Raw genomic sequence first — 22,986 nt, 5'->3', positions numbered from 1 at the left:
CGGGAAGGGGTGACGGTGGGCGAGTTCTGGCCGGTACCGGATGCGCTGGCGTATCTGTCCGGGAGTTGGCGGGTGCGGAGGTCGGTGCGGGACCTGTCGGCCGGGGACGAGGGAGACTTCGCGGGCACGACCGTCTTCAGCGCACTGCCCGAAGGGGGCCTGCTGCACACGGAGTTGGGCACCTTCACCTGGCAGGGCGTACCCCGCCCCGCCGAGCGGACGCTACGGTTCCTGCCGGGCGGGGCGCCGGGTGTGGCCGACGTCCGCTTCGGCGACGGGCGGCCCTTCCACGACCTGGATCTGACTTCGGGTCACCATGTCGCCGACCATCCCTGCTCGGCGGACCTGTACCGGGGCGAGTTCACGGTCCTGGACGCGGACCACTGGAGGACGGTGTGGCGGGTGGGCGGGCCCGCGAAGGATCTGGTGCTCGGTACGGAGTATTCGCGCGTGGGTTGAGTGGTGGCGGATTCGAGCGGTGCTACCCCCGCCTCGACTGAACCGCCGCCCCGTCGAACCGCAGGTTCCAGCGTCCCGCGTGCCCCGTGACCGTCGTGGTCGACAGTGGGCGTACGTCGATGTTCCAGTAGGTCGACGGGGGTGCCTTGAGGGCGTAGACCAACGCGGCGCGGATCACGGAGGGTTCGGCCACGGCGACGATGCGGCCGCCGTCCTCGATGGGGCGAGTGTCCAGCCAGCCGCCCACGCGGGAGATGAAGGCCAGCAGGGACTCGCCGCCGTGCGGGGTGGAGCGCGGGTCGGCGAGCCAGGCGTCCACCAGGGCCGGTTCGCGGGCCATCGCCTCGCCGAGGGTCAGCCCGCGCCAGCGGCCCATGTCGCAGTCCCGCAGGGCGAGTTGCACCAGCGGGGTGTAACCGAGCCCGTCGCCGGTGGTCCGGCTGCGCGGGGTCGGCGAACAGTAGCGCAGCTCCGCCGCCGCCAGCGGCAGCAGAACCGGGGCGGCGCGCTGCACCTCGTCCCATCCCGCCTGGTCCAGCGGGCGGTCGTCCTCGAAGCGCTCCGCGAGCAGCGGGGAGCTGCGCGCGGCGGCGACGAACGTGACCCGAAGTTGCATGCGGCGATCGTGATCCCGCCGAAGTACGCAGGTCAAGGGGTGCCGAATGAGAGTTACCCAGGGTGGGCGAAACCTTACTTCGAGGTCAGGACCAGGCGGACAACTCACTCGAAAATGAGGGCCATCCACCGGTCGGGCCGCTCCAGTGGCTTGAACCCGAGCCTCTCGTACACCCCGTGGGCGTCGTGCGTGGCGAGCAGGATCCGCCGCAGTCCGAACGGCCGCAGCTCCTCCCGTACGGCGCCGACGAACGCCGTGCCGATGCCCTTGCCCCGCGCCGACGGGTCCACGTACACGTCGCACAGCCACGCGAACGTGGCCTGGTCGGTGACCACGCGCGCGTACGCCACCTGCTCCCCCGAAGCCGTGTCGTACACCCCGAAGTTCAGCGAGGACGCGACCGCGCGCTCGTGCTTCTCGCGCGGCCGGTCCATCGCCCAGTAGGCGTCGGTGGACAGCCAGCGGTAGGTGCGGTCGATGTCGACGCGGGCGGGGTCGGTGGAGAACTCATAGCCGTCGGCGAGGCTCGGGATGTCGTTCATGGCGGGAGAATCGCAGGTCAGGGAGTGAGGTGTCGAGCGGTTTTGGCCGGCGTCCCGGGCGTTGGCGTCGAGCCCCTTTTCGCCCATGCCTGGGACGGCAGCTGGAGCACCTCCGCGTCAGAGCACCTCGTCACAGGCCGCCCGGAGCCGTCGTACCCCCTCCACGATCTCCCCCGTCCCCGCGACCGCCGCGAAGCTCAACCGGACGTGGGCGGCCGGGGGTTCGGCGCTGAAGTAGGGGCGGCCTGGGGTGATGGAGACGCCCGCGCGGAGGGCCGCCGCCGTCAAGGACTGCTCGTCCATGCCGTCGGGGAGGCGGAGCCAGAGGTGGTAGCCGCCGGAGGGGATGTGCGGGAGGGAGAGGGCGGGGAGTTCGAGGCGCAGGGCGGTCGTCATCGTGTCGCGGCGGGTCTTCAACTCGGTTGAGATGGCGCGGAGATGACGGGTCCAGGCCGGGGAGCCGACGAGTTCGAGGGCCGCTTCCTGGAGCGGGCGCGGGACGAAGAAGGTGTCGACGACCTGGATGGCGCGCAGGCGTTCCAGCACCGGGCCGTGCGCGGCGAGCGCGCTGACCCGGAAGCTGGGCGAGGCCGCCTTGGTGAGCGAGCCGACGTGGACGACGACTCCGTCGGGGTCGTCGGCGGCCAGCGGGCGCGGCAGCGGGCCCGCGTCCTCGTGCGCCAGCCGTCGTACGAAGTCGTCCTCGACGACGAACGCGCCCGCCTCGCGGGCGATGCGCAGGACCTCCGGGCGACGCTCGGGCGCCAGTACGGCGCCGGTCGGGTTCTGGAACAGAGGCTGGCAGACGAAGACCTGTGCACCGGTCGCGCGGAACGCGTCGGCGAGCAGGGGCGGTTTCACGCCGTCCGCGTCCACCGGCACCGGGACCGGGCGGAGGCCCGCGGCCCGTGCGATCGCCAACATGCCGGGATACGTGGGGGATTCGACGAGGACGGGTGCGCCGGGGGGTGCGAGGGCGCGCAGTGCGGTGGTGAGAGCGGACTGACCGCCCGCGCTGACCAGGACGTCGGCGGCCGTCATCGCCCCGCCGATGCCGCGCGCGAACCACTCGCGCAGTTCCGGCAGGCCCTCCACCGGCGGCCTGCCCCAGGCGCCGGGGCGGCGGCCGGCCCGGGACAGGGCGGCGGCCAGCGCGCGCTCAGGTTGCAGGGACGGGTGCAGATAGCCGCCGTTGAACTCGATCACCCCGGGCGGTGGGGCGGCCAGCGAGACCAGGACTCCGGACGCGTCCACCGTGCGCGGTACGAGGTCGGCGGCGCCACCCGTGCTCAGCGCGACCTCCTGCCAGGAGCTGTCCCCCACGGCCGCGGTCGCGGGACGGGGCGTCGCCCGGAACGCGCCGGCCCCTGGCCGGGTGACCACCAGCCCCTCGGCGGCCAGCTGCGCGAGGGCCCGCGAGACGGTCACGGGGCTCACCCGGAACCGTTCGACGAGCGCCCGGCTCGACGGCAGCTTTCCACCCGGAGAGTAGTGGTCGAGTTCCCGTCGCAGGCGATTCGCCAGTTCACCCACACTGCTACGCTCATGCATGAGAGCACACGATAGCGCTACCGCCCCGAGCCCGATAGCGGTCAGCACCTCCCCCACCACCGGGACGGCCAGGGCGGCGAAGGCCTCCGGAGGTACCGGTACGGTTCTCGCCGCGCTCGGCGTCATCGCCTTCTCCCTCACCTTCCCCGCCACCGCCTGGGGGCTGGAAGGCTTCGGCCCCTGGTCGCTGGTGGCCGTGCGGTGTGTCCTCGCCGCGCTGATCGCGGGAAGCTGCCTGCTGGCACTGCGCGTCGCCGTGCCCGAGCGTCGGCACCGGGCCGGGCTGGCCGTCGTGGCCGCCGGAGTGGTGGTCGGTTTCCCGCTGCTCACCACGCTCGCGCTGGAGACGTCAACCACCGCGCACGCGGCGGTGGTTGTCGGTCTGCTGCCGCTGACGACCGCCGCCCTGTCCGCGCTGCGTACCGGCATCCGCCCCTCGCGCACCTTCTGGACGGCCGCGCTCGCGGGCGCCGGGGCGGTGCTCGCCTTCACGGTGCAGCAGAGCGGCGGCGCCGTGACCACCGCCGACCTGTACCTCCTCGCCGCGCTGCTGGTCTGCGCGGCCGGCTACACCGAGGGCGGCCGGCTGGCCCGGGTCATGCCCGGCTGGCAGGTCATCGCCTGGGCGCTGGTCCTGTGCCTGCCACTGAGCGTGCCCGCCGCCGCGATCGCGCTGTCGTACGACACCCCGCACCTCACCGCGCACAGCGTGGCCGGGGTGCTGTGGGTCGCCGCCGGTTCACAGTTCGCCGGGCTGGTCCTCTGGTACCGGGGCATGGCCGCCATCGGCGTCCCGAAGGCGAGCCAGCTGCAACTGGCCCAACCGCTGCTCACGCTGGTCTGGTCGGTGCTGCTGCTCGGCGAACACCTGCCTCTGGCCGCCCCGTTGACCGCGGCGGCGGTGCTGGTGTGCATCGCCGTCACGCAGCGGACCCGGAGTTGAGGAGCGCCGGGACGTCAAGCACCCAGGTGCACAACGGCAGTTCAGCGCGCCGCGTTCGCCGACTGCTGGTAGTGGTCGGCCACCACCCGCGCCATCGCGCCGACCGGGTCCACCGCCACGTCCCTGGCCGCGAAGAAGACATGCCCGCCCACCTGGGAGTACTTGGCGGCGAGGGTGAGATGCCGGGACAGCTCGGCCGGGTCCTGCCAGGCCGCGGGCTGCGCCGGGTCGCCCGCCTTGTACAGCGCCTCACCGGCGTAGAGCCGTGTCTTCGTGCCGCGCGCGACCTCCGCCCACCAGGGCAGCAGCTTGGCGTAGTCGGCGGCGGCGAAGCCGATGTTCCAGTAGAGCTGCGGGACGATGTAGTCGATCCAGTTCTCCCGCACCCACTTGCGGGTGTCCGCGCAGAGGTCGTCGTACGTCTGCACCCCCGCGCGGGTGTCGGAGCCGCGCGAGTCGGTCGCGATGTTGCGCCACACGCCGAAGGGGCTGATCCCGAACCGCGTGCCCGCGCGGACCTGTTGGATGCGGGCCGCGGTCTCGCGGATCAGCTTGTCGATGTTGTCGCGGCGCCAGGCGGCCCGGTCGGCGAATCCGCCGCCGTACTTTTCGTAGGCCGCGTCGTCGTCGAAGGTCTGGCCGGCCACCGGGTACGGATAGAAGTAGTCGTCGAAGTGGACCGCGTCGACCGGGTACTTCTTCACCGCGTCGAGGATCGCGTTCTCGACGAAGGCGCGGACCTGGGGCAGCCCGGGGTTGTAGTAGAGCTTCCCGCCGTACGCCACCACCCAGTCCGGGTGCTTGCGCGCGGGGTGCGAGGGGACGAGCTTCGTCAGGTCGGTGTTGTTGGCGATGCGGTACGGGTTGAACCAGGCGTGCAGTTGCAGCCCCCGCACATGCGCCTCCTCCACGGCCGTCTTGAGCGGGTCCCAGCCCGGGGCCTTGCCCTGGGTGCCGGTGAGGTACTGGGACCAGGGTTCGTACGGCGAGGGCCACAACGCGTCGGCGGTGGGCCGCACTTGGAAGATCACCGTGTTGAGGCGGTCACGGACCGCCGTGTCGAGGTGGGCGATCAGTTCGGTGCGCTGCTGTGCCGCGGTGAGGCCCGGGCGGGAGGGCCAGTCGCGGTTGGCTACAGTCGCCAGCCACACGCCCCGCATCTCGGTGACCCCGCGCGGACGACCTGCCGGCCTCGACGCGCGGCCGGGCTCCGCCGCCGCGCTGCCCGTCGTGGCCAGCGTCGACAGCGCGGCCATCGCGAACGCCCGACGTGACAATCGCCCCATCTGCACACCCCACATACGCTGTGGATCCGTGCCGTCACGGATCGTCTCCGCGCCCCAGGATGCCCGACCCCGGCGATCGATCATCGATACTTGCGGGTAACGTGCACGATCGGAGCAGGCGCCGGACAACGGGGTCCTGCGACACACTGACAGAGCAGTGAAGGGGACGATGTGACCGACATCGAGCGCGTCGGAGTGGTCGGCTGCGGCCAGATGGGCGCGGGTATCGCCGAGGTGTGCGCCCGCTCCGGCCTGGACGTGAAGGTCGCCGAGACCACCGGCGAGGCCCTGGAGATCGGCCGGACCCGGCTGTTCAGCTCGCTGACCAAGGCCGCCGAGCGCGGCAAGATCACCGCCGAGGAACTGGCGGAGACGCAGGCGCGGCTCAGCTTCACCACCGATCTCGGCGAGTTCGCCGACCGGGACCTCGTCATCGAGGCCGTCGTCGAGAACGAGCAGGTGAAGACCGAGATCTTCCAGGTGCTCGACCAGGTCGTGACCCGCCCCGACGCGATCCTCGCCTCCAACACCTCCTCGATCCCGCTGGTGCGGCTCGCGGTCGCCACCTCGCGCCCCGACCAGGTCATCGGCATCCACTTCTTCAACCCGGCCCCGGTGCAGAAGCTCGTCGAGCTGATCCCGGCGCTCACCACCTCCGAGGGCACCCTCAGCCGCGCCCAGCTGTTCGCCGAGAAGGCGCTCGGCAAGCACGCGATCCGCGCGCAGGACCGCTCCGGCTTCGTGGTCAACGCGCTGCTGATCCCCTATCTCCTGTCCGCGATCCGGATGTTCGAGTCGGGCATCGCCAGCCGCGAGGACATCGACAACGGCATGGAACTCGGCTGCGCCCACCCGATGGGCCCGCTGAAGCTGGCCGACCTGATCGGTCTGGACACGGTCGCCTCCGTCGCCTTCTCGATGTACGAGGAGTACAAGGAGCCGCTGTACGCCGCTCCCCCGCTGCTCCAGCGCATGGTCGACGCGGGACGGCTGGGCCGTAAGTCCGGCTCGGGCTTCTACACCTACGCCTGAGCACTTCCCTCACGGCAACTCACCGTAATACTTTGGCGGTTGCGGGCCCGGCACTCTTCGGAGCGCCGGGCCCGCGCCATTCACACACCGTGTGCGCGCCGGGCCCGCATATGCCGCTCGCACACTCTCCCCCGGTGTCCACCAGGCGAGTTGACTCTTCATGCGCATGCAAGGGATGTTCCGACTACGGAAAGGAGCGGACCCGTGACCGCCGACCCCGAGCATCCCGTGGTCCATGGAGAACTCGCAGAGTTACGCCGCCGCCTCGACGTCGCCTACGCGCGGGTCGAGGGAGGGCTGGCCCTGCTCAGCCATCGCACCGAGGAGACGGACAAGGAACTGGACGATCTGAGCGCGCGAATCGTTGCACTGGAGCACACGCGGTGGCCGCTGCCGGCCATTGCTGCCATGACCGCCGTGGGTGCACTTGTCGTGACTGTCTGGCAGGCCTTGGGACGCTAGGGCCCAGAGGTCGGTGGGTTGGCTGCGGGTTCATCGTGGCTGGTCGCGCCGTTCCCCGCGCCCCTACGGGGCGCTCCTCAAGTGGTGCAACAGCAGTAACGCGGCCGCCATGTTGGCGGCCGGGACCTCCCCGCGGGCGACCATGTCGGGTACGAGTTTGAGCGGCACCCATTCCCGGCGGTCCGACTCGAAGTCGTCCACGGGGTGTCCGGTGTACTCGCCCTCGTCGGCCCAGTAGATGTGGTGCCGGGCGTCCGTGAGCCCGTTGGACGGTTCCACGCTCATCAGGTGGTGCAGGGGCCCCGGCCGCCAGCCGGTCTCTTCCTCCAGTTCCCTGGCGGCCGCGAGCGCGATGTCCTCGCCGTCCTCGACGACGCCGGCCGCGAGCTCCCACCCCCAGCTGTCGGTGATGAAGCGGTGCCGCCACAGCAGGAGTACTTCGTTCGCCTCGTTGACCACCGTCGCCACGGCCACCGGCCGCAGCCGTATGAGGAAGTGGTCGAGGTGTCGGCCGTCGGGTAGTTCGACATCCGCGAGATTGACGCTGAACCAGCGGTTTGAGTACACAGTTTGTTCGTTCTGTTTCGTCCACTGCACGGTTCTGCCACCTTCCGTCGAGTAAGTGGCAATATCGCAGCAGGAACTGTGTTGTGGTCTACGGCGCTTTCCAGGGCGCTCTCTACAGCGGTACGCGCAGTGCCCCGTCGATGAGTTCGGCCGCCTCGGTGGTACCCGCGCAGTCGCTGCGCACCAGGTACTCGCGGACCGCGCGGAGTCTGTCGCGCAGCCGCTGGGACTCCATCCCCCGTGCCTGCTCGGCCATCTGTACCGCCGTGGCCACCGCTTTGTCGGCGTTTCCCTGGCGCAGTTCGATCTGGCTGAGCATGGCCAGCCGGTGCACCCGGCCCCGGTCGTGCGCCGGAGTGTCCACGGCCGCCGTGGCGTGCTCGCCCGCCGCCGTCAGATCGCCGAGGCTGAGAAGCGCCTCCGCCACCTGGACGTTGACAAGGCCCGGCTGGACATAGCCGGTCTCGTCGGGTTCGTATCCGCGCCGGATGCGTTCGGCGGCCTGCTCGGCACGCCGGATGCAGGACAGGGCGCTCGTGCCGTCACCGAGGTGCGCGTACGCCTTCGCCTGCATCGCGTACAGGTCGGAGGCGAGCGCCGGGGTGATCTGCCGGCCGGCGGCACGCAGCGCGGCCTCCGCGAAGGCGACGGCCTGGCGGAACTCCCGCATGAACAGCGACTGGTTGACGAGCAGCGCGATGACGTACGCGCCAAGTCCCCTGTCGTTGCTGGCCTTTGCGAGCCGTAGCGCCTGGTGGAAGTAACGCTGGGCGAGGCCGTGCGCGTCGGAGTCGTAGGCGCAGATGCCCGCGATCGCCACCAACCCGCCCGTCGCCCGGTGCAGTTGGCGGCCGGTGGCGTCGGTGTAGCTGCCGCGCAGCAGCGGGGCGGTCTCGGAGTTGAGGAAGCCGACGATGCGGGTGCGGGTCGCGACGCCGCCGGCCTTGCGGTACATCTGCTCGTAGTGGGCGCGGGCCGCGCGCAGCATCTCGATGTCGGCCATCCTCACCCGGTGCCGGCCGCCGCGCGAGACGTCCACGTCGTCGGGCGGGTTCTCCCACTCCCACACGGGCATCACGGCGGGCGTTCCGGTGACCGCGGGGGCGCCGAGGAGGTGCGGGCGCTGCTGTTCGTCGGAGCGCCACAGGGCGGTGGCCCGCTCGACGAAGCCGGAGAGGGAGGTGCCGTGCGGGGTGGACGGTTCGCCCGGTAGGCCGAGGCCGATGTCGTCGAGGGTGACGGGTCTGTGCAGGCGGGTCGCGAGCACCTCGCAGATCAGGTCGGGGACCTGGCCCCGTGGGCGCTGGCCCTTCAACCACCTTGCCACGGCGGTGTGTTCGTACCGTAGCGCGAGCCCTCGGGCCCGTCCCGCCTGGTTCACGTGGGCGGCGAGTCCCGCGTGCGAGATTCCCGCCTCGTCCAGGATCGCGTCGAGGAGTGTGTTGGGCTGCATGGATGGCCCCCCGGTGACTCGGTGCGGACAGAGTAGTGCGGTTCGGTTCACACCGGGTGTGAACGGAGTGCGCGAATCCGTGCTGTGTGCGCGCTGTTGCGGAGAGTTCCGAACCGGTTGACTGGATTGCCTCGCAAGAGGCCGGCCGGGCCGCCGGCTCCCCCTCGTAAGTGCGGCGGCCTGGCTTTGCGGTGGAGTTCGGTGCGACTAAACGCCGTTGTGCTGTGGGTAGTTCGTCGGGTGCGGGTTCGCTGTGGCTGGTCGCGCAGTTCCCCGCGCCCCTAAGTAGGGATGCGCGTCCTTGCGGTCATTGCGCACGACGAGTATCGCTACGTCATCAGTGGGTGTGCCGCCCGCGTGGCGCAGTAATGCCGTGAAGACCGAGCCGAGCACCGACTGGGGTACGGGGAGCGGGTGTTGGGACGCCACCTCCGCCAAGACATCCCTCAACGGGAAGAAGCGGCCCTTCGTGTCACGGGCGTCCTCCGCTCCGTCCGTGTAGAGGAACAGCGCCTCGCCCGGGAGGAGTTGGCCGCAGCAGACGAACGGCAGCTCGGTCGGCAACGGGAACGGGCCGAGGGGCGGAAGGGGATCGGCCCGGGCAAGTGGTGCGACACTCTTCCCGCTCAGCAGGTACGGCCACGGGTGACCGCAATTGAGCCCCCTCACTTCCCCGTCCCTGCCGATCTCCAGCAGCAGTACGGTGACGAACTCCTCGGCGACCGGGCTGTCGGGGTCGAGGGTGCCTGTCGACGGGTGTTCCGCGCGGGCGCGTTCGCGCAGGTGGCGGGCGAGGGCGCGCTCCAACCGTCGTAGGACGCCCTCCAGGTCGGGCTCGTCGTGGGCGGCCTCGCGGAAGCTGCCGAGGACGGCGGCCACCGTGCCGATCGCGGAGATGCCGTGGCCGCGGACATCGCCCATCACGACCCGTACGCCGTGCTCGGTGGCGATCACCTCGTACAGGTCACCGCCAACCACCGCACCGCGCTCCGCGGACAGTTGGGCGGCGGCGATGTTCAGGCCGTCGAGGCGAGGCGGCAACGGGCGCAGCAGGGCGTTCTGCGCGGCGCCCGCGATCTGGCGGATCTGCCGGAGTTCGCGCAGCAGCGAGCGGCGGACCTGGACGATGAGACCGGTGCCGACCGCGAAGAACACGGCGCTGGTGACGGCGCGCGCCGAGGTCGTTCTCCTGGGCGAGTGGGCAAGCGAGTTTGTAGGTGATCGCTATGGCGCCCCAGACCGTGGGCAGCCCCAGGGCGAGTGCCCTGCGCAACGGACGGCGGGCACGCGTCCTCGGGCGCGTCCTGCGGGGCACCCCAGCCTTGATGCGGATCATGCCTGTGGCCCCCCAAATAGGCCCCGACAGCGCAATCGGACCGACCCCGAAAGGCCGGTCCGATTCTGTCGACCACATGCCCCGATCGGGCCACATCACCCAGACTTCTCACCCGAACGAGTGAGCCGACATGAGACACCCGCATTTATGCAGATGGGGCCTTGAAAACACAGGCCAGGGGGGCGCCCCTTTTAGGGGCGCGGGGAACTGCGCGACCAGCCACGACGAACCCGCAGCCGCCAAACAACGCGCAGTCCCCACCCCGACGGTGAACTAACCCCGCAGCACAGCCCCGGTCAGCTCAGCGGCAAGCGAAACCGCCGCATCCCGAGCCGCAGACGCCTCATCGACGGTCAAGGTCCGATCAGCCGCCCGGAACCGCAACGCATAGGCAAGCGACTTCTTCCCGTCACCCAACTGCGCCGCGTTCTCATAGACGTCGAACAACCGGATCGACTCCAGCAGTTCACCCGCCCCCTCCCGCAACGCCGCCTCGACACCCGCATGCGGCACAGCCACATCAACGACGAGCGCGACATCCTGCGTAGCGACAGGGAACGTGGAGATCTTCGGCCCCTTGGGGACCCCGGAAGACGCCAACTCAAGGACATCCAGGTCGAGTTCCATCGCACTGGTACGCGCGGGCAGCCCCAGCGTCTTCAGCACACGAGGATGCAACTCCCCGGCGTACCCGATGACTTGCTCAACACCCTCGACGACGACGGCGAGTTCCGCGCAACGCCCCGGGTGCCAGGGCCCGTACTGCCCACCCCGCACGACGAGTTCGGTCCCGGCCTCACGCGCAAGCACCCGCGCCGCCTCGACCGCGTCGGCCCAGTCGGACGGACGCCCCTTGCCCCACCAACCGGCCTGCTCACGCGCGCCCGCGAGCACGACCGCGGCATGCCGGGGCTGGACGGGCAGCGCCTCGGTGAGGGAGGCGATCTCCTCGTCGGTAGGACGCCGGTCGACAGGCAGCCGTACCGCGATCTTCAGCTCTTCACGCGGGTGGAAGACCAACCCGGTCTCGAACAGCGCGAGATCGTGCGAGCCACGACCGTCGTTCCGGCGCAGCGCACCGAGCAGGCCCGGCAGCAGCGTCGTACGAAGCGCGGGCTCCTCGTCGGAGAGCGGGTTGACCAGCTTGACGACCTTGCGGTTCGGGTCGTCGGCGGTCAGGCCGAACTGGTCGAAGACGTGCTCGCCGACGAAGGGGTAGTTCGGCGCCTCGACGTAACCGGCGCCGGCCAGCGCGCGGCCGACGCGGCGGTGGAGACGCTGACGGTCGGTGAGGCCCCGGCCCGCGGGGGGCTTGGGGAGCGTGGAGGGCAGGTTCTCGTAGCCCTCCAGGCGGATGACCTCTTCGGCCAGGTCGTTCGGGTCCGTGAGGTCGGGGCGCCAGGACGGGACGGTGACGATCAGCTCGTCCTGCCCGTACACGTCGCAGCCGACCTCCTGGAGACGCCGTACGACGGTCTCGCGGCCGTAGGCGACACCCGCGACCCTGTCCGGGTGGTCCGCCGGGATGGTGATGGTGTGCGGGGCCGACGGGGCGATGACCTCGGTGACACCCGCGTCCGCCGTGCCGCCGGCGAGGAGGACCAGGAGGTCGACCGTGCGCTGCGCGGCGGCGGAGGCGGCCTGCGGGTCCACTCCGCGCTCGAAGCGCTTGGACGCCTCGGAGGCCAGCTTGTGGCGACGGGCCGTACGCGAGATGGAGAGCGCGTCGAAGTGCGCGGCCTCGACGACGACCTCGGTGGTGGTGCCCTCGGTGTCGTCGATCTCGGTGTTGGCGCCGCCCATGACACCCGCGAGGCCGATGGGGCCGCGGTCGTCGGTGATCACCAGGTCCTCGGCGTCCAGCGTGCGCTTGGCACCGTCGAGGGTGGTGAGCTTCTCGCCCTGCTCGGCCCGGCGCACGCCGATCGGACCCTGGACGCGGGAGCGGTCGTAGGCGTGCAGGGGCTGGCCCAGCTCCAGCATCACGTAGTTCGTGATGTCGACGGCTAGCGAGATCGGGCGCATGCCCGCCTTCTGGAGGCGGCGGGTCAGCCAGAGCGGGGAGCGGGCCTCGGGGTCGAGGCCGGTCACCGTGCGGGCGGTGAAGCGGTCGCAGCCCATCGGGTCGGAGACCTGGACCGGGTAGCCGAAAGCGTTCGGCTGCGGGACGTCCAGGAGCGCCGGGTCGCGCAGCGGGAGGCCGTAGGCGGTGGCGGTCTCGCGGGCGACACCGCGGATCGACAGGGCGTAGCCGCGGTCGGGGGTGACGGCGATGTCGAGGACCTCGTCGACGAGCTGGAGCAGCTCGATCGCGTCGGTGCCGACCTCGTGCTCGGGCGGCAGCACGATGATGCCGTGCGAGCCGTCGTCGCCCATGCCCAGCTCGTCTCCGGAGCAGATCATGCCGTGCGAGGTCTTGCCGTACGTCTTGCGCGCGGCGATCGCGAAGTCGCCCGGCAGGACCGCGCCGGGGAGGACCACGACGACCTTGTCGCCGACGGCGAAGTTGCGGGCGCCGCAGACGATCTCCTGGGGCTCACCGGTGCCGTTGGCCTGGCCGACGTCGACCGTGCAGAAGCGGATGGGCTTCTTGAAGCCCTCCAGCTCCTCGATGGTGAGGACCTTGCCGACGACGAGCGGGCCCTTGAGGCCGTCGCCGAGCTGCTCGACGGTCTCTACCTCAAGGCCGACGGAAATGAGCTTGGCCTGGACGTCGCGGCCGGTCTCCGTCGCCGACAGGTCGACGTACTCCCGCAGCCAAGAAAGCGGGACGCGCATCAGATCTCCATCCCGAACGGCCGGGTGAACCGGACGTCGCCCTCGACGATGTCTCGCATGTCTTCGACGCTGTGGCGGAACATCAGCATCCGCTCGATGCCGAACCCGAAGGCGAAACCGCTGTACTTCTCCGGGTCCACACCACAGGCGACGAGCACGCGCGGGTTGACCATGCCGCAGCCGCCCAGCTCGATCCAGCCCTCGGAGGAGCAGGTACGGCAGGGGCGGTCGGGGTTGCCGACGGACTCGCCCTTGCAGACGTAGCAGAGCATGTCCATCTCGGCGGACGGCTCGGTGAAGGGGAAGTAGTTCGGCCGCAGCCGGGTCTTCATCTCCTCGCCGAAGAGCGACTGGACCATGTGGTCGAGCGTGCCCTTGAGGTCGGCCATGGTCAGGCCCTCGTCGATGGCGAGGAGCTCGATCTGGTGGAAGACCGGGGTGTGCGTGGCGTCCAGCTCGTCCGTGCGGTACACGCGGCCGGGGCACACGATGTAGACGGGCGGCTCGCGGTCCAGCATGGCGCGGGCCTGCACGGGGGACGTGTGCGTGCGCAGCACGACACCGGACTCGTCGCCCTCGGTGCCCTTGGGGCCCTGGACGAAGAAGGTGTCCTGCATCTGCCGGGCCGGGTGGTCCGGGGTGAAGTTCAGGGCGTCGAAGTTGAACCACTCCGCCTCGACCTCGGGCCCCTCCGCGATCTCGTACCCCATGGACACGAAGACGTCGGCGACGCGCTCCATGAACGTGGTGAGCGGGTGCCGGGCGCCGGCCGGGACGCGGTCGTACGGCAGTGTGACGTCCACCGCCTCCTCGACCAGGACGCGGGCGTCGCGGTCGGCCTCCAGCTCGGTCTGGCGGGTGGCGAGGGCCTTGTTCACCGCACCCCGGGCCTGGCCGACGAGCTTGCCGGCCGCGGCCTTGGCCTGCGGGGGCAGCGCGCCGATCTCGCGGTTGGCGAGGGCGAGGGGGGAGGTGCCGCCGGTGTGGGCGACCTTGGCCTCCTGGAGCGCGTCGAGGTCACCGGCGGCGGCGAAGGCGGCGAGCGCCTCGTCCCGCATGCGCTCGATCTCTTCCGGTTTCAAGGCCTCGACCTCTACAGGGTCGTACGACTTATTCGGTGCCGACATCTCTTCCCGTGCTTCCGGTTGGCTGGCGGATGGTCCCCGTCCCGACTCGACTCGGGGGACGCGTCGTCGTCCCTGAAACGGGGACGCAAAGGTGCCAAAGGCCGAGTCTAACGGGGGTGAGGCAGGTGACATCGCCCGTGGGGCCTCGTCGACGGCTGCGGCAGGGCTACTGCAGATACGCCGGGGTGCCCACGGGCAACATAAATCGGAACTCGGCGCCGCCGTCGGGGGCGCGGCCGACCGTGATGGTGCCGCCGTGGGCTTCGACGATGCCCTTGACGATGTACAGCCCGAGACCCGTGCCACCGCGCTTGCTGCCCCGCCAGAAGCGGGTGAAGACGCGGTTCATGGACTCCTCCGGGATGCCTGGGCCCTCGTCGCTCACCGTCACCGAGGTGCCGGTCTCCTCCCCTTCTCGCGGGGAGGCCGAGGCCGTGACGTCGATGGTGACGGTTCCCTCGCCGTGGCGCACCGCATTTTCCAGCAGGTTGCTCAGCACCTGGTCGACCTTGTCGGGGTCGGCCCACAGGTCGGGCAGCGGCTGCTCGACGCGGAGCAGGAACCGGTCGGCGGTCTGCCCGGCGGCGACGTACGCCTGGATGTGGCGGCCGACGGCCGCGCCGATGTCGACGGGCTGGCGGCGCAGTTCGAGCCGCCCCGAGTCGATGCGGGAGATGTCGAGCAGCTCGGCGATGAGCCGGGTGACGCGGTTGGCGTCGGCGTCGACGGTCTCCAGCATCAGCCGCTTCTGGTCGTCGGTGAAGCGTTCCCACTTCGCGAGCAGGGTCGCGGTGAAGCCCTTCACGGAGGTGAGCGGCGAACGCAGTTCGTGGGCGACGGTGGCGATCAGCTCGGCGTGGCTGCGCTCGGTGCGGCGGCGCGCCTCGGTGTCCCGGAGCGAGACGACGACCCGGCGGACCGGACCGAGGGGTTCCGTACGGACATAGCGTGCGGTGACAAGAACCTCATGCCCGCCCGGCAGCAGCAGATTCCGCTCCGGCTGCCGCACCCGGATGGCCAACCCGCCGTAGGGATCGGTCAGTTGCCACCAGCGGCGCCCCTCCAGGTCCTCTAACGGAAGGGCCTTCTCCAGCCGCTGCCCGAGGGCGTCGGAGGCGGCGACGGAGGTGATCCGCTCGGCGGCGGCGTTGAAGCAGACCACATGCCCGTGCTCGTCGGCGATGACCAGGCCGTCGGCCAGTTCGTCGGGGTCGATGCCGAGGTCGTCGTGCCGGGCCCCGGACGGCCGGGGCACACCCCGTGCTCCCGGCGCGCTGCTCGTGCCGACAGTCATCCCCGTACCCCACCTCTTCTCATACGGCGCAGGTGGCCCCCGAGCTGGTCACCCTACTAGCTGCCGGTGACAGAGCGGCACCCTCCGGAGGCACGCTGTGCACGCGCCGACGCATACAGACATACGGCGGCGGCGGTGGCGAGGTTCAGGCTTTCGGCCTTCCCGTGGATCGGAACCCGCACGACGGCGTCCGCGAGCGCCCGGGTCTCCTCCGGAAGCCCCCACGCCTCGTTCCCGAACACCCAGGCGGTGGGCCCGCCCATGGTCCCCTGATCCAGCTCGTCGTCGAGGTCGTCGGTCCCGGCCCCGTCGGCGGCGAGAATCCGCACCCCGATCCCCTTGAGCCCGGCCACGGCCTGCTCGACGGGCACCCCGACAGCGACGGGCAGATGGAACAGAGACCCCACGGAGGCCCGTACGGCCTTGGGGTTGTACAGATCCACAGAAGCATCGGTCAGTACGACGGCCTCGGCCCCGGCGGCATCGGCGCACCGCAGGACGGTGCCGGCGTTCCCGGGATCCCGCACGTTGGCAAGCACGGCGACGAGCTTGGGCCGGCCCTTGAGGATCTCCTCGAACGGAGTGTCGAGGAAACGGCACACCCCGACCAGCCCCTGCGGCGTGACGGTCGTGGAGATATCGGCGATGACCTGCTCGTCCGCGAGGTGCACGCGGGCGCCGGCGTCACGGGCTTCGCTGACGATGTCGGCGTACCGCTCCGCGGCTTCAACGGTCGCGAACAACTCGACGAGCGTGTCCTTGTACCCGGCTGCCTCCCGTACAGCCTGCGGCCCCTCGGCCAGAAACAGCCGCTCCTTACTCCGAAAATTCCGCCGCTCAAGCCGCCGAGCGGCGACGACACGAGAGGAACGGGGAGAGATGAGCTCGGGACCGTTCGGGGACATACTCCGCTTCACCTTCAATCTCAGGCCGACCGTGTCCTTCAGGGGCGCGGGAAACTGCGCGTTCTTCAGGAGCGCGGGGAACTGCGCGTTTTTAGGGGCGCGGGGAACTGCGCGACCAGCCACAGCGAACCCGCACCCGACAACGAACCGGGCCCGGCCAGCAACAAAGGACCCGCAGGCAAAAACCTGCGGGTCCTTCAAGTCACCGCTCAAGCCGGCGCAGCGTCACGCAGCCTTGGGCGCGTTGACGTCGCTCGGCAGAGCCTTCTGCGCAACTTCGACCAGCGCAGCGAACGCACTGGCGTCGTTCACGGCCAGCTCCGCGAGGATCTTGCGGTCGACCTCGATGTTCGCCGCGTTCAGACCCTGGATGAAGCGGTTGTACGTGATGCCGTTGGCGCGAGCCGCGGCGTTGATGCGCTGGATCCACAGCCGACGGAAGTCGCCCTTGCGCTTCTTGCGGTCGTTGTAGTTGTAGACCAGCGAGTGGGTGACCTGCTCCTTGGCCTTGCGGTACAGGCGCGAACGCTGACCGCGGTAGCCCTTGGCGGCCTCGAGGATCGCCCGGCGCTTCTTGTGGGCGTTGACTGCCCGCTTGACGCGTGCCACTTGTTTAACTCCTTGCAGCGGGGCCGTGGTTGGACTCACACGGCCCGGAATCGATGGGGTCCCGGTCCAGACGTACGGCGCTCAATCGGAGCGCCGCGTACGTCACTTGCCGAGAAGCTTCTTGATCTTCTTGGCGTCGCCCGGGGCCATCTCGGCGTTGCCGGTGAGGCGACGCGTCACACGGGACGACTTGTGCTCGAGCAGGTGGCGCTTGCCGGCACGCTCGCGGAGCACCTTGCCGGAGCCGGTGATCTTGAAGCGCTTGCTGGCACCGCTGTGCGACTTGTTCTTCGGCATAGCGCCGTATCTCCTCGTCGGTGGCGCTCCGGTGCCCGGTCGTGAAACCGGGCACGGGTGGAGCGTCGCTCTTGTTTCGGTTACATCCCCGGACTGGCGTCCTGGGATCAGGCGTCGGCGCGAGCCTCGGCCGGGGCCTCGACGGTCTCGACCTCGGTGACGTCGCCCTCGTCAACGATCTCCTCGTTGACGCTGCCCTCGTCGTCGAACTCGGACTCCGCGGCGTTCTGCGACTTGCCCGGGTTGGCCTTCGCTTCCGCCTTGCGGACCGCCTGGGCCTCACGGGCCTCGGCCATCGCCTCGGTCTTCTTCTTGTGCGGGCCGAGAACCATGATCATGTTTCGGCCGTCCTGCTTCGGGTTCGACTCGACGAACCCGAGGTCCTCGACGTCCGTGGCGAGACGCTGCAGCAGTCGGTAGCCGAGTTCCGGCCGGGACTGCTCGCGACCACGGAACATGATCGTGATCTTGACCTTGTCGCCCTGCTTCAGGAACCGGACGACGTGACCCTTCTTGGTGTCATAGTCGTGCGGGTCGATCTTCGGCCGGAGCTTCATTTCCTTGATGACCGTGTGCGCCTGGTTCTTGCGCGCCTCACGGGCCTTCATGGCCGACTCGTACTTGAACTTCCCGTAGTCCATGAGCTTGCAGACCGGCGGACGTGCACTCGCCGCAACCTCGACCAGGTCCAGGTCGTACTCCTGCGCAAGCTCAAGGGCCTTGGCAAGCGGAACAATTCCGACCTGCTCGCCGCTCGGACCGACAAGTCGCACTTCGGGAACGCGAATCCGGTCGTTGATACGGGGCTCGGTGCTGATGGATCCTCCTCGGTTAGCACCACACGGCCATCTGGCGGACGGCCGCGTTTGTCTTTGGTAGACAGACCTAACCGCGCCGGAACACAAAAAATGCCCCGGACGATCACAAGACGGGGCTCCAAAACACTGCCGGAGCACCGCCGCGATGATCGCGGGGCGCAATATCGGGCGACTCCATCGTCCGTACGGAACGATGGTGACCGCCTGACCGGGGTGACCCGCCGTCCGTGAGGACAGTCAGGTGGGAGATCGGAGCCTCCACTTGTTGGCCGGGCACAGCAGTGCCTGGCCGGTCATCACACAAGGTTAGCAGCTCCCCGGGGGTGGTGCGAACCGCCGTACACCGGGCCCTATCGTGTGGGGCATGAGTGACACGCCCTTCGAGTCCCCCGATGCCGACGCCCCCGACTTCGACGCCATGGCCCGCGACATCGCGGAGGTCCCTGCGGTCGAGGTGATCGTGACGGTCGCCGTGAATCTGATGAGCGCCGCCGCCGTGAAGCTGGGCCTGACCGACGAGGGCGACAAGTACAAGGACCTGGACGAGGCCCGCAAGCTGGTCACCGCCCTGGCCGGCCTCCTGGACGCGAGCGCGACCGAGATCAGCTCGTTCCACGCGGCCCCGCTGCGCGACGGCCTGAAGTCCCTCCAGCTCGCCTTCCGCGAGGCGTCCCTCGTCCGCGACGAGCCGGGCCAGGGCCCGGGCGAGAAGTACACGGGCCCCGTCTACGGCTAGCGGCTCATCCCATACGTACGTACAAGGGCTCGCCCGGAGGCGTCGTCCCGGCCGGCAGAACGGCCAGGTCGAGGCCGTGCACCAGGCGGGCCCTCAGCGTGTCCTCGGCCGCGAGCCGGCGCGCGACCGCGTGGATGCCGGCGGCGTGCGGTACGGCGGGCTCGAAGACCAGGGCGAGGGTGCCGTCACCCCGGCCGGGGCCGAGGTAGGCGCGCAGCACCCCGCGCACGTGGGTGAGCGCGGCGCGGACCGCCTCCGCGACCGCCGGATCGGTGAGCGGGTCCACGCTGGTACGCCCCTCGGCGAGCGCCAGCAGCGCGGGCCCCGACAGTTCGAAGGGCACCGGCCCCGCCAGGTCCAGCACCACCGTGTCCGCCTTCTCGTGCGCGGCGGCCTGCAACGCCTGGTGCAGCGGTACGGCCACGGGCCGGGCCGCCGGGTCCCAGCGGGCCAGCGAGTCGGTGGACGTGAAGGCGGGCAGCGCGGTCCGGCCACCGGCCTTCAGCGTGGGCACAGCCATGTCGCTGGTCTTCTCGCGGCGCAGCCCGTTCTCGTCCTCCTCGACTTCGCCGAGCACGGCCACCACGGGCACGAGCAGCCGGGCGCCCGTGAGGGCCTCCAGGACGGGCCCCACGGCGGTGCGGTCCTCGGCCCAGGCAGCGAGCGCCGCGCCCAGTGCGGGGTCTGCCGTGCCGTCGTCGTCGGAGTAGCCGGAGTCGGGAATGTTCTTGTTCGCCACGGTGACCGACCCTATCGGGGGGATGCTGCAGGGCTTGTGCGGGTCCTGAAACGCGGGGGACACAGCTTTCACACGTTTCTCAGACACCGTTGACAGACATCTAACTTTCGTCTCACGTGTCGCACAGTCGCCGCCACCAGCATCGCGTGCATGGAGTCTTCCAGAGCCGCCCGCCGAAACCACCGCGCGCGTTCCTCCCGACGCCGCCCGCTCCCCTACATCGCCCTCGCCGCCGTGGCCGTCGTGGGCGCTACGGCGGGGGGAACCGTCTATGTGAAGGCACACGCGCACTCCGGCGTCGTATCGTCGGCGGCGGCGCCGTCGGCCTCCGCGTCGGCGTCGGGCAGCCGGGAGGCGACGGTGGAACCTGTGACGCAGCCGACGGTGGACTACGACGCGCTGCTGGCCAAGGCGATGAAGTCGGTGACCCCGGCCGGCGACCAGAAAGTGTCGGTCGCGGTGCTCGACCTGACCTCCGGCGAGAGCGCCACGTACGGCAGCGCCGCCTTCGACACGGCGAGCATCGTCAAGGTCGACATCCTCGCGACGCTGCTGCTCCAGGCGCAGGACGCGGGCCGGCAGCTGACGGCGACGGAGAAGTCGTACGCCACGACGATGATCGAGAACAGCGACAACGGCTCCGCGACAGCGCTGTGGAACATCATCGGCACGGCGGACGGGCTCGACGCGGCCAACAAGACGTTCGGGCTGACGGGCACCACGGGTGGCGACGGCCCGCTCTGGGGGCTGACCCAGACCACGGCCGCGGATCAACTCACCCTGCTCCAGCAGGTGTTCGGGGACGACTCGAAGCTGAGCTCGGCCTCGAAGTCGTACATCCAGGGGCTGATGGGGAAGATAGAAGCGGACCAGCAGTGGGGGGTGTCGGCCGCAGCCGACGGCTCGCGGTGGAAGCTGAAGAACGGCTGGCTGGCGCGCAGCACGACCGGGCTGTGGGACGTCAACAGCATCGGCCGGGTGACCGGCACGGACGGCGACACGTACCTGGTCGCCGTGCTGTCGAAGGGCAGCACGACCCAGACCAAGGGCATCTCCCTGATCGAGGCGGCGGCGAAGGCGGGGGTCGCGGCGTTCGGTAAGAGCAGCGACTCGGCTACGGCGGCCTCGGCGTCCGCGACGGACTGACCAGCTCGCCCGTTCCGGAGCGGGAGCGGCGGCTCCCTCCGACCGACTGCCCCTGCTCACACCTGCGTTGAGAAGACCCCGTGGCGTCGGCGCCGGCCGCGCCACAGGACGACCGCGGCGACGAGGAGCACTCCGCCGACGCTGCCCGCGAGGGGGCCCGCCCAGTCGGATGTGCTGCTGTCGGTCTTGGCGGCTTCCGGTCCTGAGCCGAAGTACTTCTTGCCGTAGGCGGCGGAACTCAGGCCCGCGGGCTTGAGGGCGGCGGCGGCCTTGATGGCGGCGGCGGGGTCGATGAAGCCGAAACCACGGGAGTCGTCGCGGCCGCCTGCCGGGGGGTTGCGGGCGGTGTCTTCGAGAAGCTTCTTGATCTGGGCCGGCGTCAGCCCCGGGTGGGCCGCCTTGATGAGCGCAACAGCCCCTGACACGAAGGCGGATGCGGCGCTGGTCCCCCACCCCTCGTAGTACTTGTGGTCGGGGTCGGCGATGACGACGTTGACGCCGGGGGCGCTGACCGTGGCGTACCAGCGGCGGGTGGAGAAGGAGGCGCGGGTGCCGAAGCGGTCCACGGCGGTCGCGGCGATCACGCCCGGGTAGGCGGCCGGGTAGGAGACGTGGTCGCCCTTCTCGCCGCCGTTGCCGGCCGAGGCGACGACGGCGACGCCCTTCTTCAGGGCGTACTGCACGGCCTCGTCCTCGGCGGGCTCGGGGTGTGCGGACGCGGAGTCGTCGCCGAGGGAGAGGTTGATGACGTCGGCGCCATGGTCGGCGGCCCAACGGATGCCGTCCGCAAGGGCGTTGCCGCGGGTGGTGCGGGCCTTGGCGCGGGCGGAGTCGCCGTCTTCGAGGATCACGCGGACGGGGAGGATCTTGGCCTCGGGGGCGATGCCGATGACGCCGTCGGTGTCGCCGGGGCCGTGTCCGTGGCCGGCGATGATGCCGGCCATGGCGGTGCCGTGCCGGGCCCAGGCGCGGTCGCCCGGCTTGGCGCCGAAGCCGACCATGTCCTTGCCGGTGAGGACGTTGCCGTTGAGGTCGGGGTGGTCGGCCTCGACTCCGGTGTCGAGGACGGCGACGGTGATGCCCTTGCCCTTGGTGGTCTGCCAGGCCTCCTGGGTGTGCATGGCGTCCAGGGCCCATTCCTGGGCGCGTATGCCGTCGGCGTGCGCGACGGTGGACGGCACGAGGGCGAGGGAGGCGGCCAGGAGGGCGCTCAGCAGACCGGCCCGGCGGACGGTGACGCTCATCAGGACTTCTTCTCCGAGCTCTCTGAGGCCGTCGCGGTCGTCGAGGTCCCGGAGGGCGAGTCGACGGTCTTGCGCAGGCTCCGCTCGACGCGGTCGGCGAGACCCTGCGCCTCGTTGCCGAGGCCTGCCTGGGATGGGGCGGTGGTACTGCCGGACGTGACGGCCTCGTCGGCGGGTTCGGGCGCGTCGACCTTACGGCCGTCCGCCCAGCCGGAGACGGCGTAGACGACGACGGGGGCGTCGGTGAGGACGGAGACGGTCCACGAGGCCCGCTGTTTGTCGCCGAAGGTGGCCGCGAGAGTGCCCTTGGCTGCGTAGGGGCGGGGCATGAGGTCGCTCCGGTTGGCGAGCTTCTCGTTCTTGAACCGGGTGGAGAGGGCGGTCATCGCGGCGATGTCGGCCTTGGTGAAGAGGATGCCGACGGTGGTGACGTAGCTCTGGGTGGCGTCGGTGTAAGTGGCGCGCAGGAGCCGTTGGCAGCCGACGGGGGCGAGGGCGTCCCGCAGCAACGGGTCGAAGGCGTTCGCGCAGCCGGTGTCCGGGGCGACCGCGATCCGCGTCCAGGTACGGTCGGCGCCGCCGGGACCGGCCCCCTGCCCTTGCACCGTGGGCGGGAACAGCTGGTCGACGGGCACGCTGTGCCACAACTGCCCGGCGGTGACGAACGCACTCGCGCTGTTGTCCACCCCGTCGTCCCCGGTGAGCCAACTCCCGGTCACCGCACCGCCGATGAGCCCGAGACCGAGCACGACACAGACTCCGACAGCGGCGGTACGCGACCGAATCCGCGCCCCCAACGGCCGCGCCCGCACCCGTTCGTCGTACCCCTCGGGCTCCCCGAACGACACAACCGGCCGCCCCTCACCGGGACTCATGGGCGCACTCCAGGAAAAGGCGGGGTCGGGGCTGGAGTTGGGAGCGGGGCGGGGCATCTCGGAGGCGGGGCGGGTGGGGGTGCCGGGGGTGGAGGGGGTCCAGGCGGGGGTGTGGGGGGTTGGGTGAACCGGGGTGCTGGGGGCGGGGGTTGACCAGGGGCGGGTGTCGGT

21 protein-coding genes and 2 pseudogenes are annotated in these 22,986 nt (G+C 70.5%); 6 read left to right on the top strand and 17 right to left on the bottom strand.

Features of this window, described 5'->3' with window-relative positions:
• The first annotated feature begins 15 nt into the window (after positions 1-15).
• A complete protein-coding gene (locus OG714_RS40935; protein ID WP_406128733.1) occupies positions 16-459 on the top strand; it encodes a DUF6314 family protein in 444 nt (147 codons plus the stop codon).
• Between the two features lie 22 nt (positions 460-481).
• Here the strand turns inward: OG714_RS40935 and OG714_RS40930 are convergent, their stop codons facing one another.
• From OG714_RS40930 to OG714_RS40920, 3 genes are all read right to left on the bottom strand, one after another.
• Positions 482-1,075, bottom strand: a complete 594-nt coding sequence (locus tag OG714_RS40930; RefSeq protein WP_406128731.1) for a histidine phosphatase family protein — start codon at positions 1,073-1,075, stop codon at positions 482-484.
• A 104-nt stretch (positions 1,076-1,179) separates the two neighbouring features.
• A complete protein-coding gene (locus tag OG714_RS40925; RefSeq protein ID WP_406128729.1) occupies positions 1,180-1,617 on the bottom strand; it encodes a GNAT family N-acetyltransferase in 438 nt (145 codons plus the stop codon).
• Between the two features lie 117 nt (positions 1,618-1,734).
• On the bottom strand, positions 1,735-3,168 hold the full coding sequence (locus tag OG714_RS40920) for a PLP-dependent aminotransferase family protein (RefSeq protein WP_406128727.1): 1,434 nt from the start codon (positions 3,166-3,168) through the stop codon (positions 1,735-1,737).
• Here OG714_RS40920 and OG714_RS40915 point away from each other — a divergent pair.
• Complete coding sequence (locus tag OG714_RS40915; protein WP_406128725.1) at positions 3,167-4,111, top strand: DMT family transporter; 945 nt, start codon at positions 3,167-3,169, stop codon at positions 4,109-4,111. The genes OG714_RS40920 and OG714_RS40915 overlap by 2 nt on opposite strands.
• 41 nt (positions 4,112-4,152) lie before the next feature.
• Here the strand turns inward: OG714_RS40915 and OG714_RS40910 are convergent, their stop codons facing one another.
• Positions 4,153-5,397 (bottom strand): glycoside hydrolase family 10 protein, encoded by a 1,245-nt coding sequence (locus OG714_RS40910; RefSeq protein ID WP_406128723.1) that lies wholly within the window; start codon positions 5,395-5,397, stop codon positions 4,153-4,155.
• A gap of 171 nt (positions 5,398-5,568) precedes the next feature.
• On the opposite strand from OG714_RS40910, the gene OG714_RS40905 reads away from it, so the two are divergent.
• Together OG714_RS40905 and OG714_RS40900 are read left to right on the top strand one after the other, a co-directional pair.
• Positions 5,569-6,429, top strand: coding sequence for a 3-hydroxybutyryl-CoA dehydrogenase (locus OG714_RS40905; RefSeq protein WP_406128722.1), 861 nt, complete (start codon positions 5,569-5,571; stop codon positions 6,427-6,429).
• A 204-nt stretch (positions 6,430-6,633) separates the two neighbouring features.
• Positions 6,634-6,891, top strand: coding sequence for a hypothetical protein (locus OG714_RS40900; protein ID WP_327405333.1), 258 nt, complete (start codon positions 6,634-6,636; stop codon positions 6,889-6,891).
• 63 nt (positions 6,892-6,954) lie between these two features.
• Here the strand turns inward: OG714_RS40900 and OG714_RS40895 are convergent, their stop codons facing one another.
• The 10 genes and pseudogenes from OG714_RS40895 to infC form a co-directional block, all read right to left on the bottom strand.
• On the bottom strand, positions 6,955-7,488 hold the full coding sequence (locus OG714_RS40895) for an NUDIX hydrolase (RefSeq protein ID WP_406128720.1): 534 nt from the start codon (positions 7,486-7,488) through the stop codon (positions 6,955-6,957).
• Between the two features lie 82 nt (positions 7,489-7,570).
• Positions 7,571-8,911, bottom strand: coding sequence for a transcriptional regulator (locus OG714_RS40890; protein WP_406128718.1), 1,341 nt, complete (start codon positions 8,909-8,911; stop codon positions 7,571-7,573).
• A 207-nt stretch (positions 8,912-9,118) separates the two neighbouring features.
• Positions 9,119-10,247 (bottom strand): annotated as a pseudogene (locus OG714_RS40885) (PP2C family protein-serine/threonine phosphatase).
• A gap of 273 nt (positions 10,248-10,520) precedes the next feature.
• Positions 10,521-13,025, bottom strand: coding sequence for a phenylalanine--tRNA ligase subunit beta (gene pheT / locus OG714_RS40880; protein WP_406128716.1), 2,505 nt, complete (start codon positions 13,023-13,025; stop codon positions 10,521-10,523).
• A complete protein-coding gene (gene pheS / locus OG714_RS40875) occupies positions 13,025-14,152 on the bottom strand; it encodes a phenylalanine--tRNA ligase subunit alpha (protein WP_406128715.1) in 1,128 nt (375 codons plus the stop codon). The genes pheT and pheS overlap by 1 nt, the downstream gene beginning before the upstream one ends.
• A gap of 166 nt (positions 14,153-14,318) precedes the next feature.
• Positions 14,319-15,446, bottom strand: coding sequence for an ATP-binding protein (locus OG714_RS40870; RefSeq protein ID WP_406128714.1), 1,128 nt, complete (start codon positions 15,444-15,446; stop codon positions 14,319-14,321).
• 56 nt (positions 15,447-15,502) lie between these two features.
• Positions 15,503-16,351, bottom strand: a complete 849-nt coding sequence (locus tag OG714_RS40865) for a TrmH family RNA methyltransferase (protein ID WP_406128713.1) — start codon at positions 16,349-16,351, stop codon at positions 15,503-15,505.
• 225 nt (positions 16,352-16,576) lie between these two features.
• Complete coding sequence (gene rplT / locus OG714_RS40860) at positions 16,577-16,960, bottom strand: 50S ribosomal protein L20 (protein ID WP_406128712.1); 384 nt, start codon at positions 16,958-16,960, stop codon at positions 16,577-16,579.
• Between the two features lie 102 nt (positions 16,961-17,062).
• Complete coding sequence (gene rpmI, locus OG714_RS40855) at positions 17,063-17,257, bottom strand: 50S ribosomal protein L35 (protein ID WP_019065473.1); 195 nt, start codon at positions 17,255-17,257, stop codon at positions 17,063-17,065.
• A 107-nt stretch (positions 17,258-17,364) separates the two neighbouring features.
• Positions 17,365-18,100, bottom strand: a pseudogene (gene infC, locus OG714_RS40850) (translation initiation factor IF-3).
• A gap of 339 nt (positions 18,101-18,439) precedes the next feature.
• Here infC and OG714_RS40845 point away from each other — a divergent pair.
• Complete coding sequence (locus OG714_RS40845; RefSeq protein ID WP_406128710.1) at positions 18,440-18,811, top strand: DUF1844 domain-containing protein; 372 nt, start codon at positions 18,440-18,442, stop codon at positions 18,809-18,811.
• Positions 18,812-18,815: 4 nt separating this feature from the next.
• Here the strand turns inward: OG714_RS40845 and OG714_RS40840 are convergent, their stop codons facing one another.
• Positions 18,816-19,550, bottom strand: coding sequence for an SseB family protein (locus OG714_RS40840; RefSeq protein WP_406128708.1), 735 nt, complete (start codon positions 19,548-19,550; stop codon positions 18,816-18,818).
• A 150-nt stretch (positions 19,551-19,700) separates the two neighbouring features.
• On the opposite strand from OG714_RS40840, the gene OG714_RS40835 reads away from it, so the two are divergent.
• The gene (locus OG714_RS40835; protein ID WP_406128707.1) at positions 19,701-20,696 is read left to right on the top strand and encodes a serine hydrolase; all 996 of its coding nucleotides are present in this window, start codon (positions 19,701-19,703) and stop codon (positions 20,694-20,696) included.
• A gap of 56 nt (positions 20,697-20,752) precedes the next feature.
• Here OG714_RS40835 and mycP read toward each other — a convergent pair whose 3' ends face one another.
• Both mycP and OG714_RS40825 read right to left on the bottom strand, forming a co-directional pair.
• On the bottom strand, positions 20,753-21,940 hold the full coding sequence (gene mycP, locus OG714_RS40830; RefSeq protein WP_406128705.1) for a type VII secretion-associated serine protease mycosin: 1,188 nt from the start codon (positions 21,938-21,940) through the stop codon (positions 20,753-20,755).
• Entirely contained in the window at positions 21,940-22,815 is an 876-nt protein-coding gene (locus OG714_RS40825) for a hypothetical protein (RefSeq protein ID WP_406128704.1), read from the bottom strand. Before OG714_RS40825 ends, mycP begins: the two co-directional genes overlap by 1 nt.
• Positions 22,816-22,986: the final 171 nt, after the last annotated feature.

The sequence above is a fragment of the Streptomyces sp. NBC_00989 genome, assembly GCF_045162655.1.
Taxonomy (GTDB): Bacteria; Actinomycetota; Actinomycetes; order Streptomycetales; family Streptomycetaceae; genus Streptomyces.
The sequence above is the reverse complement of the archived record's forward strand: the minus strand, read 5'-3'. Positions and strand labels throughout refer to the sequence as shown.